Annotated in this window: 11 protein-coding genes; 8 read left to right on the plus strand and 3 right to left on the minus strand. The window is 72.5% G+C overall.

Features of this window, described 5'->3' with window-relative positions:
- Positions 1-57 precede the first annotated feature (57 nt).
- A complete protein-coding gene (locus tag ACYVPE_RS10685; protein ID WP_461033242.1) occupies positions 58-1,056 on the minus strand; it encodes a LacI family DNA-binding transcriptional regulator in 999 nt (332 codons plus the stop codon).
- Between the two features lie 193 nt (positions 1,057-1,249).
- Between ACYVPE_RS10685 and ACYVPE_RS10690 the strand changes: the two genes are divergently transcribed.
- From ACYVPE_RS10690 to ACYVPE_RS10700, 3 genes are all read left to right on the plus strand, one after another.
- Positions 1,250-2,095 carry an ABC transporter permease gene (locus tag ACYVPE_RS10690; RefSeq protein ID WP_461033243.1) on the plus strand — a complete coding sequence of 282 codons (846 nt, stop codon included), beginning with the start codon at positions 1,250-1,252 and terminating at the stop codon, positions 2,093-2,095.
- 41 nt (positions 2,096-2,136) lie between these two features.
- Positions 2,137-3,180: an ABC transporter substrate-binding protein gene (locus tag ACYVPE_RS10695; RefSeq protein ID WP_461033244.1), complete on the plus strand. Its 1,044-nt coding sequence runs from the start codon at positions 2,137-2,139 to the stop codon at positions 3,178-3,180.
- A gap of 71 nt (positions 3,181-3,251) precedes the next feature.
- The gene (locus ACYVPE_RS10700) at positions 3,252-4,010 is read left to right on the plus strand and encodes an ABC transporter ATP-binding protein (RefSeq protein WP_461033252.1); all 759 of its coding nucleotides are present in this window, start codon (positions 3,252-3,254) and stop codon (positions 4,008-4,010) included.
- 94 nt (positions 4,011-4,104) lie between these two features.
- Here ACYVPE_RS10700 and ACYVPE_RS10705 read toward each other — a convergent pair whose 3' ends face one another.
- Positions 4,105-5,127: a LacI family DNA-binding transcriptional regulator gene (locus tag ACYVPE_RS10705; protein WP_461033245.1), complete on the minus strand. Its 1,023-nt coding sequence runs from the start codon at positions 5,125-5,127 to the stop codon at positions 4,105-4,107.
- A 76-nt stretch (positions 5,128-5,203) separates the two neighbouring features.
- Positions 5,204-5,527 (minus strand): L-rhamnose mutarotase, encoded by a 324-nt coding sequence (locus ACYVPE_RS10710; RefSeq protein ID WP_461033246.1) that lies wholly within the window; start codon positions 5,525-5,527, stop codon positions 5,204-5,206.
- 286 nt (positions 5,528-5,813) lie between these two features.
- Here ACYVPE_RS10710 and rhaI point away from each other — a divergent pair, with 286 nt between their 5' ends.
- The 5 genes from rhaI to ACYVPE_RS10735 form a co-directional block, all read left to right on the plus strand.
- Positions 5,814-6,974 carry an L-rhamnose isomerase gene (gene rhaI, locus ACYVPE_RS10715; RefSeq protein WP_461033247.1) on the plus strand — a complete coding sequence of 387 codons (1,161 nt, stop codon included), beginning with the start codon at positions 5,814-5,816 and terminating at the stop codon, positions 6,972-6,974.
- Between the two features lie 5 nt (positions 6,975-6,979).
- Entirely contained in the window at positions 6,980-9,043 is a 2,064-nt protein-coding gene (locus tag ACYVPE_RS10720; RefSeq protein ID WP_461033248.1) for a bifunctional aldolase/short-chain dehydrogenase, read from the plus strand.
- 92 nt (positions 9,044-9,135) lie between these two features.
- Complete coding sequence (locus tag ACYVPE_RS10725; RefSeq protein ID WP_461033249.1) at positions 9,136-10,650, plus strand: rhamnulokinase; 1,515 nt, start codon at positions 9,136-9,138, stop codon at positions 10,648-10,650.
- Positions 10,651-10,653: 3 nt separating this feature from the next.
- On the plus strand, positions 10,654-11,406 hold the full coding sequence (locus ACYVPE_RS10730) for a (Fe-S)-binding protein (protein ID WP_461033250.1): 753 nt from the start codon (positions 10,654-10,656) through the stop codon (positions 11,404-11,406).
- 20 nt (positions 11,407-11,426) lie between these two features.
- Positions 11,427-12,706, plus strand: a 1,280-nt coding sequence (locus tag ACYVPE_RS10735; protein WP_461033253.1) for a lactate utilization protein B, incomplete at its 3' end; no start/stop codon positions are given.

The following is a 12,706-nucleotide window of genomic DNA, read 5'->3' on the forward strand; positions in this document are numbered from 1 at the left end:
CCCCGGAATCCTGTCAATACGAGGGACCGCGTGAACGCCGGGATCGCCCGGCGGACGTCAACCCGCCCGCGGCGGGCAGGAGGCGCGCAGGATCACCTGTCCCGGTACGAGGACGTCCTCGGTGTGCGACGCCGTGCCGTCGAGGGCGAGGTCGGCCGCCCGGCGGCCGATCTCGGCGAGCGGGAAGCGCACGGTGGTGAGTTGGGGGGTGACGTCCGCCGCGGTGGCGATGTCGTTGAAGCCGGTGACGGCGATGTCGCGACCCGGTTCGATCCCGCTGTCCCGCAGCGCGGTCATCGCGCCGACCGCCATGAAGTCGTTGCCCGCGCACAGCACGTCGGCGTCGGCGATCCGGCCGGACTCGATCAGCCTCCGGGTGGCCCGGTAGCCGCCCAGGCGGTCGAAGGTGTCGCTCTCGACCATCGCGATCTCGCCCCCCAGGGAGGCGAGCCCCTGGCGCAGGCCCTCCGTGCGCTCGGCCACGGTCAACAGGCGCTCCCACCCCGTGACCACCGCCACCCTCAGGTACCCCAGGTTCGCGACCGCCGCGCCGAGTTCCCTCGCGCCCGAGGTGTTGGCCGGGTGCACCGCGCCGAGGCCGCCGACCGGTTGGCTCAGGAAGACGGCCCTGCCACCGCTGTCCGCGAATCCGCGAAGCTCGGCGAGCAGCGCCTCGGCGTGGCGGTCGCCCGCGACGCGGCTCCCGCTCACCAGGATGGCGCGTGGCCGTTGTCCGCGGACCATGCGCAGGGAGGCGAGTTCCCACTCGCTGTCGCGCGCGGTGATCGCGATCGTGACGATCACGCTGTGCGCGCGGGCGGACCTGGCGACCCCCTCGGCGATGGCGGAGAAGTACGGGTCGTCGATGCTGCTGACGAGCAGGGCGAGGACGGGAGCCGTGCCGCGGGCCATGGCCTGCGCCGAGAGGTCCGCCCGGTAGTTCATCTCCCGCGCGGCGCGCAGGACCCGCTCCCGGCGTTCGGGACCGACCTTGCGGTCGCTGTCGTTGAGCACCCGGGACGCGGTGGCCGGGGACACTCCGGCGCGGGCGGCCACGTCCGTGAGGGTCGGACTCCCACCGGACGCCCGCGGCTTCCGCTTCCCACCACCCGCCCTTTGCACAGGCATTGACCCCTCCACCCACGCCAACTTTAATGTCCCGGGGAAAGCGCTATCCAAGCGGGTAAGCGCTATCCAGCATAGCGAGGCTTCTCACCCCCGTCTCCTGAAGTGCGACGTGAGGTTCCGGATGACTCAACAGGCACCCCATGCCCCAGCCGTTTCATCAGTCCCACCACCCGAAAGTGGATCAGGTCGCAGGCGTCGCGCATCGCGCGGAGCGATCGCCGCCGTCTATCCCGTCACGTTTCTCGTGTTGCTGGTGGTGACGTGGTTTCTCGTGACCGCCACCGAGTTCGTCGAGCCCTACATCATTCCCTCACCCGGAGACACCTGGCGGGCTTTCGCCGACTACCCCGACTACCTGTGGGAGCACACGCTCGTCACCACGGGCGAAACCCTCGCCGGGTTCGCGATCGCCGGCCTCGTCGGCATTCTCTTCGCCGTGCTGATGGTCTACTCGTCCACGCTGGAAAAGACGTTCTACCCGCTTATTCTCTTCGCCCAGGTGATCCCGAAGATCGCGATCGCGCCGCTGTTCGTGGTGTGGCTCGGCTTCGGCGCCAGCCCGAAGATCCTCGTGGCCGTGCTGATGGCGTTCTTCCCGGTGGTCATCTCCGGGATCAGCGGCCTGCGTTCGGTCGACCCCGAACTCCTCGAACTCACCTCCACCATGGGAGCGTCGCCCGTCAGGACCTTCTGGAAGGTCCGCCTCCCCGCCGCGCTGCCCGAGCTGCTGTCCGGGCTCAAGGTCGCCGCGACGCTGGCCGTCACCGGCGCGGTCGTGGGTGAGTTCGTCGGCGCCAACTCCGGCCTCGGCTACGTCATCCTCCAGGCCAACGGCAACCTCGACACGGCGATGCTCTTCGCCGCGCTCATCATCATGTCCGCGCTCGGCATCCTGCTCTTCGCGGTCATCCAGGTCGCCGAGATGTTCCTGATCCCGTGGCACGCCTCGCGCCGCAACCGACGCTGAACCGCTCGCCCGACCAACCGCACACGACCGAAGGATGCCTCATGGCCAGTCGAACATCCCTCAGGACGGCGCGCTCCACCCTGACCGCCCTCGTCGCCGGGGTCAGCGCCCTGGCCCTCGTCGCCTGCGGAGGAGGCGGCGACGGCGAGGAGAGCCAGGGGAACGGCGACGACGAGGTCACGTTACAGCTCAACTGGTACCCCTACGGCGAGCACGCCCCCTTCTACTACGGCGTGGAGGAGGGAATCTTCGAGGAGCACGGGATCTCGCTCACCATCGAGGCCGGGCAGGGCTCCGCCAGAACCGTCCAGGCCGTCGGCCAGCAGGACTTCGACTTCGGCTGGGCGGACACCCCGGCGGTGCTCGCCAACATCGACAGCGGCGTCGACGTGAGATCCGTGGGCGTCTTCCTCCAGTCGACCCCGTCCGCCGTCCAGGTGTTCAGCGAGACCGGCATCGAGGAGCCGGCGGACCTCAGCGGCCGGACGATAGCCGTCTCCGCGGGCGACGCGGTCACCCTCACCTTCCCCATGTACCTGGAGGCGGTGGGGCTTTCCGAGTCCGACGTCCAACAGCAGAACCTCGACTCCGCCGGCAAGAGCGCGGCGATGCTGAGCGGCCAGGTCGACGGCCTCATCGGCTTCGCCCACGACCAGGGCCCGACGCTCGCGGACGCCAGCGGCAGGGAGGTCACCTACCTGCGCTACACCGACGCCGGGCTGAACTTCTTCAGCAACGGCCTCATCACCCACACCTCCCGCATCGCCGAAGACCGCGACCTGGTCGAGCGGATGGTGGCCGCCACCTCGGCGGCCTTCGAGGCCGCGCGGGAGTCCCCCGAGGACGCCGTCGCCGCCATGGACACCGGGGACCCGCAGATGCCGGGCACCGACGTGCTCCTCAGCCAGTGGCAGGAGACGATCTCGCTGCTCACCACGGAGAACACCGAGGGGCAGGCCCCCGGCCACACGGCCGAGGAGGACTGGCGGGGGACCATCGAGGTGCTGGCCGAGGCGGGGCTGATCGAGGAACCCCGGGAGACCGAGGCCTACTTCGACGCCTCGTTCACGACGGGAGGGGAGTGACCGTGCTCGCCAGCACCTTCGACGGCGACCGGAGCGGCACGAGGGGCGGAGCGGCCCCTTCGGAGGGCGCCATGGTCGCCCTCCGGGGCGTCGACGTCACCTTCAGGACCAGGAGCCGCACGGTGCACGCGCTCAGCGGCATCGACATGACCATCGCGCCGGGCGAGTTCCTCAGCATCGCGGGCCCCTCGGGCTGCGGGAAATCGACCCTGCTGCGGGTCGTCGCCGGGCTGACCCGAGCGAGCGCCGGCCAGGTGACGCTCCGTGGCACCCCCGTCGTGGGCCCCCGCCGCGACGTCGGGTTCGTCTTCCAGCGCCCGGCGCTCCTGGACTGGCGCAACGCCCGCGGCAACATCCTGTTCCAGGCCGAGATGCGCGGACTGCCGAAGGCGTGGGCGCGCGAGCGGGCCGACGAACTCATCGAGATGACCGGCCTGACCGGCTTCGAGAACGCCATGCCCTTCGAACTCTCCGGCGGGATGCAGCAGCGGGTGTCCCTCTGCCGTGCCCTGCTGCACGAGCCCGACGTCCTGCTCATGGACGAACCCTTCGGCGCCCTCGACGCGCTGACCAGGGAGAACATGAACGTCGAGCTGCGCCGGATCTGGGAGGCCACCGGCATGACGGTCGTGCTGGTGACGCACTCGGTGACCGAGGCGGTGTACCTGGGCTCCCGCGCCATCGTCATGGGGCCGCGCCCCGGGCGCGTCATCGAGGAGTTCCCCATCGACATCCCGGGCCGCCGGGAGTACGAGCCGACGCTGGAGAGTCCGGAGTTCCAACGGCTCAGCGGTCGCATCCGTGGCCTCCTCGGCTCCGGGGCCGACTGACCGTACGGCGGTCGACGGCGGATCCCGCCCACCGAAGGACCGCCGCGACCGGTGGCGCCCGCGGGCACGGGGCGGGGCGAACGAGCGACCCGGTTCAGCCCCGCGCGGCCATGCTGGACTCACGGACGATCAGCTCCGGGTCGAGCACGATGCGCTGGTGCCGGTGGAGCCCGGCGTCCTCCCCCGTCTCCTCGAGCAGCAGCTCGGCGGCCTGCCGCCCCATCCGGACGGCCGGCTGCCGCACCGACGTCAGGGGGACGGCCGCCGCCGCGGCGAACTCGATGTCGTCGTAGCCCACGAGCGCGACCTCGTCCGGCACCCGGACCCCGGCCGCGAACAGCGCCTGGAGGACACCGAGGGCCAGCAGGTCGTTGGCGCAGAACACCGCCGTGGGCCGGTCGGCCATCCCGAGCAGCCGGCCGCCCGCGTCCCGCCCGGCCGCCACGTCGAGCCGCTCCGCCTCCAGGTGGCGCAGCGCCGAGGCCGGCAGCCCGGCCTCGGCGAGCGCGGCCTCCGCGCCCTCCTTGCGGTCCTGGCACTGTTGGAGCGTCATCGGGCCGCTGACGTAGGCCACCGAGGAGTGGCCCCTGGCGAGCAGGTGCCGCACGGCGAGGGTGCCGCCCAGCACGTCGTCCACCGAGACCGAGCAGCCCTCGGCGCTCGGCAGCACCCGGTCGACCAGCACGAACGGGATGCCGTGGCGGCGGAAGTCGGCCAGGTTCCGCCCTGACATGTCGGCCGGGGTGACCAGCACCCCGCGCACCCGCTGCTCGGCGAAGAGCGAGAGGTAGTCGGACTCCTCCGAGGTGCTCTGCGCGCTGTTGCAGAGCATCACGCCGAGGGTGGCGGCGCGGGCCACCCGCTCGGCGCCCGAGGCCACGTCCACGAAGAACGGGTTGCCCATGTCGAGGACCAGCAGCGCGATGATCCGGCTCTGGCCGGCGCGCAGTTGACGGGCCGACTCGCTGCGCACGTAGCCGAGCTCGACGATGGCGCTCTGGACCCGCTCCCTGGTCTCGTCGGCGACCATGTGGGGGCGGTTGATCACGTTGGAGACCGTGCCCACCGACACCCCCGCCTGCCGGGCGACTTCCTTGATCCCCACCGTGTGCGCCATGTGCCGTGCCCCGTTCATCTCCGTTACGCGCCAGTCACCGCCCGGCCATGGTACGGACCGTGCGCGGCGTGCGCGCTCAGGCCAGATGGAAGACCTCGGTCAGCGGCTTCATGGCCTCGTCGGGGCGCGCGCCGTCCAGGGACTCGAAGAACTCCGCCATCTCCGCCTGCCAGCGGGCGTTGACGTCGGTGGCGGCCATCGCCTCCTGCGCCGCGGCGAAGTCGTCCGTCTCCAGATAGCCCACCAACAGCCCGTCCTCGCGCAGGAAGAGCGAGTAGTTGTGCCAGCCGGCGTCGGACAGCGCGGCCAGCATCTCCGGCCAGACGGCGGCGTGCCGCTCCCGGTACTCCTCGGTCCGGTCCGCCCTGACCTTGAGCAGAAAACACACCCGCCGCGACATGGTCGCCCGCCTCTCCGCAGTCACCCCTGGCCGCGGGGCGCGGGGCGCGACCGCGGACGGCGGGGCTGAGGGATTCACCCAATGAAAGGATTCACTCGAACCCCGGCAAGCTAGCCACCCCCGCCGACGAGCGTCAAGATCCCCAGCTCAACGCCGACGGCCCACCGAACGGCGAACGGCACGCCGATCATGATCCCGCTCCCTTGACAGCGATCGCCAACCGCTCTTAGCGTCGCCTAGTGAAACGATTCATATTCGGTGTCCGCACCCCGGGAGCCCTGATCGCATGACCGCCCCATCCGCCGTCAAGGCGGCACTGACCTCGCAGTCAATCGAGACCCCGTCGTGGGCCTACGGAAACTCCGGCACCCGCTTCAAGGTGTTCGCGCAGGAGGGGGTGCCGCGCACCCCGCGCGAGAAGTTGGACGACGCGGCCCAGGTGCACCGGTACACCGGGATCGCGCCGACCGTCGCGCTGCACATCCCCTGGGACCGGGTCGACGACTACGCCGCGCTGGCGAGGTACGCCGAGGACCAGGGGCTCCGGATCGGCGCCATCAACTCCAACACCTTCCAGGACGACGACTACCGGCTCGGCAGCGTCTGCCACCCGGACGCCACCGTGCGCCGCAAGGCACTCGACCACCTCCTCGAGTGCGTGGACATCATGGACGCCACCGGCTCCCGCGATCTGAAGCTCTGGTTCGCCGACGGCACCAACTACCCGGGGCAGGACGACGTCCGCGGCCGCCAGGACCGGCTCGCCGAGGCGCTGGACGCCGTCTACGCGCGGCTCGGCGACGACCAGCGGATGCTGCTCGAGTACAAGTTCTTCGAGCCGGCCTTCTACAGCACCGACGTGCCGGACTGGGGCACCGCCTACGCGCACTGCCTGCGGCTCGGCCCCAAGGCGCAGGTCGTGGTGGACACCGGGCACCACGCGCCGGGCACCAACATCGAGTTCATCGTCGCGGTGCTGCTGCGCGAGGGGAAGCTGGGCGGCTTCGACTTCAACTCCCGCTTCTACGCCGACGACGACCTGATGGTCGGCGCCGCCGACCCGTTCCAGCTGTTCCGCATCATGTACGAGGTGGTGCGCGGCGGCGGGTTCACCTCCGAGGTGGCCTTCATGCTCGACCAGTGCCACAACATCGAGCCGAAGATCCAGGCGATCATCCGCTCGGTGATGAACGTCCAGGAGGCCACCGCCAAGGCGCTCCTGGTGGACCGGGAGGCGCTCGGCGCCGCGCAGGCCGAGGGCGACGTGCTCGGCGCCAACGCGGTCGTGATGGACGCCTTCAACACCGACGTCCGGCCGCTGCTGGCCGAGGTGCGGGAGGAGCAGGGGCTCGACCCCGACCCGATCGCCGCCTACCGGGCCTCCGGCTGGGCCGAGCGGATCAGGACCGAGCGCGTGGGCGGCCAGCAGGCCGGCTGGGGGGCGTGACGACGATGAGCAACCCATCGGAGAAGGGCACCGAGCTCCACCCGGCGGTCGAGGCGCTGCTCGACCGCTCCCACCGGCTCGGCGCGGACCCGCGGAACACCAACTACGCGGGCGGCAACACCTCGGCCAAGGGCGCCGCCACCGACCCGGTGACCGGCGGCGACGTCGAGCTGGTGTGGGTGAAGGGCTCGGGCGGCGACCTCGGCACGCTGCGCGCCGAGGGCCTGGCCGCGCTGCGCCTCGACCGGCTGCGCGCGCTGCGCGACGTCTACCCCGGCGTGGAGCGCGAGGACGAGATGGTCGCCGCGTTCGACTACTGCCTGCACGGCAGGGGCGGGGCGGCCCCGTCGATCGACACGGCCATGCACGGCCTGGTCGAGGCGCCCCACGTGGACCACCTGCACCCGGACTCGGGCATCGCGCTGGCCTGCGCCGCGGACGGCGAGAAGCTCACCAGGGAGTGCTTCGGCGACCTGGTGGTCTGGGTGCCGTGGCGGCGGCCCGGCTTCCAACTCGGCCTGGACATCGCGGCGGTGCGGGAGGCCCATCCGGAGGCCGTCGGCTGCGTGCTCGGCGGCCACGGCATCACGGCCTGGGGCGAGACGAGCGAGGAGTGCGAGCGGAACTCGCTGCACATCATCAGGACCGCGGAGGCGTTCCTCGCCGAGCGCGGGCGGCCCGAGCCGTTCGGCCCGGTGCGCGCCGGCTTCGAGCCGCTGCCCGGGGACCTGCGGCTGTCCCGGGCGGCCGAACTGGCTCCGACGATCCGGGCGTTGGCCTCGGCCGACCGGCCGCAGGTCGGGCACTTCACGGACTCGGATGTGGTGCTCGACTTCCTGGCCAGGACGGAGCTCCCGCGGCTGGCCGCGCTCGGCACCTCCTGCCCCGACCACTTCCTGCGCACCAAGGTGCGGCCGCTGGTGCTCGACCTGCCGGCGGACGCGCCGCTCGACGAGGCGCTGGCGCGGCTCCGGGAGCTGCACGCGGAGTACCGGGAGGAGTACGCGGCCTACTACGAGCGGCACGCGACGGCCGACTCGCCGGCCATGCGCGGCGCCGACCCGGCGATCGTGCTGGTGCCGGGCGTGGGCATGTTCTCGTTCGGCAAGGACAAGCAGACGGCGCGGGTGGCCGGCGAGTTCTACGTCAACGCCATCAACGTGATGCGCGGCGCCGAGGCGGTCTCGTCCTACGCGCCGATCGAGGAGTCGGAGAAGTTCCGGATCGAGTACTGGGAGTTGGAGGAGGCCAAGCTGCGGCGGATGCCGCCGCCGAAGCCGCTGGCGACCAGGATCGCGCTGGTGACCGGCGGCGGCTCGGGGATCGGACGGGCGATCGCGCACCGGCTGGTGGCCGAGGGCGCCTGCGTGGTGGTGGCCGACCGGGACGTGGCGGCCGCCGAGACGGTGGCCGCGGAACTCGGCGGTGCCGACCGGGCCGTGGCGGTGGCGGTGGACGTCACCTCCGAGGAGCAGATCGCGGCGGGGTTCCAGGCCGCGGTGCTGGCCTTCGGCGGCGTCGACCTGGTGGTCAACAACGCCGGCATCTCGATCTCCAAGCCGCTGCTGGAGACGACGACCGAGGACTGGGACCGGCAGCACGGCATCATGGCGCGCGGCTCGTTCCTGGTCTCGCGCGAGGCGGCCCGGGTGATGGTCGAGCAGGGCCTCGGCGGCGACATCGTCTACATCTCCTCCAAGAACGGCGTGTTCGCCGGGCCCAACAACATCGCCTACGGCGCGACCAAGGCCGACCAGGCGCACCAGGTGCGGCTGTTGGCGGCGGAGCTCGGCCCGCAGGGGATCCGGGTCAACGGCATCAACCCGGACGGGGTGGTGCGCGGCTCCGGGATCTTCGCCGGCGGCTGGGGCGCCAAGCGGGCCGCGGTCTACGGCGTTCCCGAGGAGAAGCTCGGCGAGTACTACGCGCAGCGCACGCTGTTGAAGCGCGAGGTGCTGCCCGAGCACGTGGCGAACGCCGTGTTCGCGCTGACCGGCGGCGATCTGACGCACACCACGGGGCTGCACATCCCCGTGGACGCGGGGGTGGCCGCCGCGTTCCTGCGCTGAGGACGCCCTCGCCACCCCGGCTCCGCCCCGCTTCCGTCCCGTTCCCGTCCAGCCCCCGTCCCGACTCCCCCATCCTGCCGAGGTGTTGCCCCGTGTCCGACTCCGTTCCAGGCCCCGCTCCCGGGAGCGCCGACCCGCCGTTCGCCGCGGTGGACCTCGGCGCGTCCAGCGGGCGGGTGATGCTGGGCTCGCTGACCGGCGGCGGTCTTTCGCTGCGCGAGGTGCACCGCTTCCCCAACCGGCCGGTGCGGGTGGGTGGGACGCTGCACTGGGACATCCTGGCGCTGTACCAGGGGGTGTTGGACGGGCTGCGGGCGGCGGGGCGGGCGGCCGGCGGGCGGCTGGCCGGGGTCGGGATCGACTCGTGGGCCGTGGACTACGGCCTGCTCGACGCGTCGGGCGCGCTGCTCGGCAATCCGGTGCACTACCGGGACGCACGCACGGAAGGGGCGGCGGAGCGGGTGGCGGAGCGGCTCTCGCCGGCGGAGCTGTACGCCGCCACGGGGTTGCAGCACCTGCCGTTCAACACGGTGTACCAGTTGGCCGCCGCCCAGGGCAGCCCGCAACTGGCGGCGGCCCGGCGGCTGTTGCTGATCCCGGATCTGCTGGCGTACTGGCTGACCGGGGTGCAGGGCACGGAGCTGACCAACGCGTCCACCACCCAGCTGGTCGATCCGCGCTCCCGGGACTGGTCGTCCCGGGTCGCCGACGCGGTGGGCGTGGACCTGGGGCTCTTCCCGCCGTTGCGCCGGCCAGGCGATCCGGCCGGCCGGCTGCTGCCCGAGGTGCTGGCGGAGACGGGGCTCACCGGTCCCGTGCCGGTGACGGCGGTCGGCTCGCACGACACGGCCTCGGCGGTGGCCGGGGTGCCGGCGGCGGACGGGCGGTTCGCCTACATCGCCACCGGCACCTGGTCGCTGGCCGGGGTGGAGCTGGCCGCGCCGGTGCTCGGCGAGGAGAGCCGGCGGGCCAACTTCACCAACGAGTTGGGCGTGGACGGCACGGTCCGCTACCTGCGCAACATCATGGGGCTCTGGCTGCTCCAGGAGTGCCTGCGGGAGTGGTCGTCGGACGGCGAGCCGGCGGAGCTCGGGCCGCTGCTCGCGGCGGCCGGGCGGGCCGAGCCGCTGCGGTCGGTGGTGGACGCGGGGGATCCGGCGTTCATCGCGCCGGGCCGGATGCCGGAGCGGATCGCGGCCGCCTGCCGGCGCACGGGGCAGCCGGAGCCGCGGGACCGGGCGGAGACGGCGCGCTGTGTGCTGGACTCGCTGGCGCTCGCGCACCGGGCCGCGGTGTTCGACGCCCAGCGGCTCTCCGGACTCGCGGTGGACACGGTGCACGTGGTGGGCGGCGGCGCGCACAACGAGCTGCTGTGCCAGCTGACGGCCGACGCCTGCGGGCTGCCGGTGGTGGCCGGCCCGGCCGAGGCTGCGGCGCTCGGCAACGTGCTGGTACAGGCGCGGGCGGCGGGCGCGGTGCGCGGCGGGCTCGCCGAACTGCGGGCGCTGCTGCGCGGGACGCAGCCGTTGCGGCACCATACGCCCTCGGGTGACGGGGCGGCGTGGGCCGAGGCGGCCGCGCGCGTCGGCGACCGGGAAGGGAGTTGAGGGATGCGGGTTGCGCTGTTCGTGACGTGTGTGAACGACACGCTGTACCCCAGGACGGGTCGGGCGGTGGTGGCGTTGCTGGAACGTCTCGGGGTGGAGGTGGAGTTCCCGCTGGAGCAGTCGTGCTGTGGGCAGGCGCAGTTCAACACCGGGTACCGGCGGGCGGCCGAGCCGCTGGTGGCGCGGTTCGGGCGGGTCTTCGAGGGCTTCGACCATGTGGTGACGCCCTCGGGTTCGTGCACGGCGATGGTCCGGGAGAACTACCCCCGGGTGGGGGCGCGGGCGCGGGCCGAGGGGCGCGGGGAGGCGTTGGCCCGGGTGGCGGACTCGGTGGTGCCGCGGACGCTCGAGCTGACGGAGTTCCTGGTGGACGTGCTGGGCGTGACGGACGTCGGGGCCTACTACCCGCACCGGGTGACCTACCATCCGACGTGCCACGGTCTGCGGATGTTGGGGCTCGGCGAGCGTCCTCAGCAGCTGCTGCGCGCGGTGCGCGGGCTCGAACTGGTCGAGCTTCCTGGCGCCGAGGAGTGCTGCGGGTTCGGCGGCACCTTCGCGGTGAAGAACGCGGCGGTGTCGGCCGCGATGGGGGCGGACAAGGCGCGGGCGGTCGTGGACACGGGCGCGTCGGCGGTGTGCACGGTGGACAACTCGTGTCAGATGCACATCGGTGGCACGCTGTCGCGGATGGGTGCGACGGTGCGTCCCGTGCACATCGCGGAGATCCTGGCCAGCACGGAGGAGGAGATCTGGTGAGCGGCGGCGTGTTCGTGGGGATGCCGGCCTTCCCGGTGGCGGCCGAGGCGGCGGTGCGGGACGAGGTGCTGCGGGGGAACCTGCGGCACGCCACCGGCACCATCAGGGCCCGCCGGGCGGCGGCGGTGGCCGAACTGTCGGACTGGGCGGCGCTGCGCGCGGCCGGGGCGGCGATCAAGGAGCGCACGCTGCGGCACCTCGACCACTACCTGCTCCAGGTGGAGGAGCGGGTCACCGCGGCCGGGGGCGTGGTGCACTGGGCCGCCGACGCGGCCGAGGCGAACCGGATCGTCACCGACCTGGTGCGGGAGACCGGCGAGCGCGAGGTGGTCAAGGTGAAGTCGATGGCCACCCAGGAGATCGGCCTCAACGAGGCGCTCGCGGCGGCCGGCATCACCGCGTACGAGACGGATCTGGCGGAGCTGATCGTGCAGTTGGGCGAGGACCGGCCCTCGCACATCCTGGTGCCGGCGATCCACCGCAACCGGGGCGAGATCCGCGAGATCTTCGCCGACCGGATGGCGACGTGGGGCCGGCCGGCGCCTGACGGTCTCACCGACGAGCCGGCGGAGCTGGCCGAGGCGGCGCGGCTGCACCTGCGGGAGAAGTTCCTGCGGGCGAAGGTGGCGGTCTCGGGTGCCAACTTCGTGGTGGCCGAGACGGGCACGCTCGCGGTGGTGGAGTCCGAGGGCAACGGGCGGATGTGCCTGACGCTGCCGGAGACCCTGATCTCGGTGGTGGGCATCGAGAAGATCGTGCCGACCTGGCGGGACCTGGAGGTGTTCCTCCAGCTCCTCCCCCGCTCGTCGACGGCGGAGCGGATGAATCCGTACACCTCGCTGTGGACCGGCACTTCCGAGGGCGACGGGCCGCGCGCCTTCCATCTGGTGCTGCTGGACAACGGGCGCAGCGACACGCTGGCCGACACCGTCGGGCGGCAGGCGCTGCGGTGCATCCGCTGCTCGGCCTGTCTGAACGTGTGCCCGGTCTACGAGCGGACCGGCGGCCACGCCTACGGCTCGGTCTATCCGGGCCCCATCGGCGCCATCCTGACCCCGCAGCTCCAGGGCATGGAGGACGAGTTGGCGGCGTCGCTGCCGTACGCCTCGTCGCTGTGCGGTGCCTGTTACGAGGTCTGCCCGGTGGCCATCGACATCCCGGATGTGCTGGTCCACCTGCGCGAGCGGGCCGCGAACGGCGGGACGGTCACCCGGCGCGGCACCCCGGTCCGGATCCGCCCGGCCCGCGGGCACGCGGCGGAGCGGGCCGCGATGCGGGCCGCGGGGTGGGCGTTCGACCG

The organism is Streptomyces mayteni, assembly GCF_054783955.1.

Bases quoted from the DNA above. Each gene is read 5' to 3' on its own strand.
- rhaI (WP_461033247.1), top strand. From the start codon at position 5,814: ATGACCGCCCCATCCGCCGTCAAGGCGGCACTGACCTCGCAGTCAATC.
- ACYVPE_RS10705 (WP_461033245.1), bottom strand. From the start codon at position 5,127: ATGGCGCACACGGTGGGGATCAAGGAAGTCGCCCGGCAGGCGGGGGTG.
- ACYVPE_RS10695 (WP_461033244.1), top strand. From the start codon at position 2,137: ATGGCCAGTCGAACATCCCTCAGGACGGCGCGCTCCACCCTGACCGCC.
- ACYVPE_RS10710 (WP_461033246.1), bottom strand. From the start codon at position 5,527: ATGTCGCGGCGGGTGTGTTTTCTGCTCAAGGTCAGGGCGGACCGGACC.
- ACYVPE_RS10730 (WP_461033250.1), top strand. From the start codon at position 10,654: ATGCGGGTTGCGCTGTTCGTGACGTGTGTGAACGACACGCTGTACCCC.
- ACYVPE_RS10720 (WP_461033248.1), top strand. From the start codon at position 6,980: ATGAGCAACCCATCGGAGAAGGGCACCGAGCTCCACCCGGCGGTCGAG.
- ACYVPE_RS10700 (WP_461033252.1), top strand. From the start codon at position 3,252: ATGGTCGCCCTCCGGGGCGTCGACGTCACCTTCAGGACCAGGAGCCGC.
- ACYVPE_RS10690 (WP_461033243.1), top strand. From the start codon at position 1,250: ATGACTCAACAGGCACCCCATGCCCCAGCCGTTTCATCAGTCCCACCA.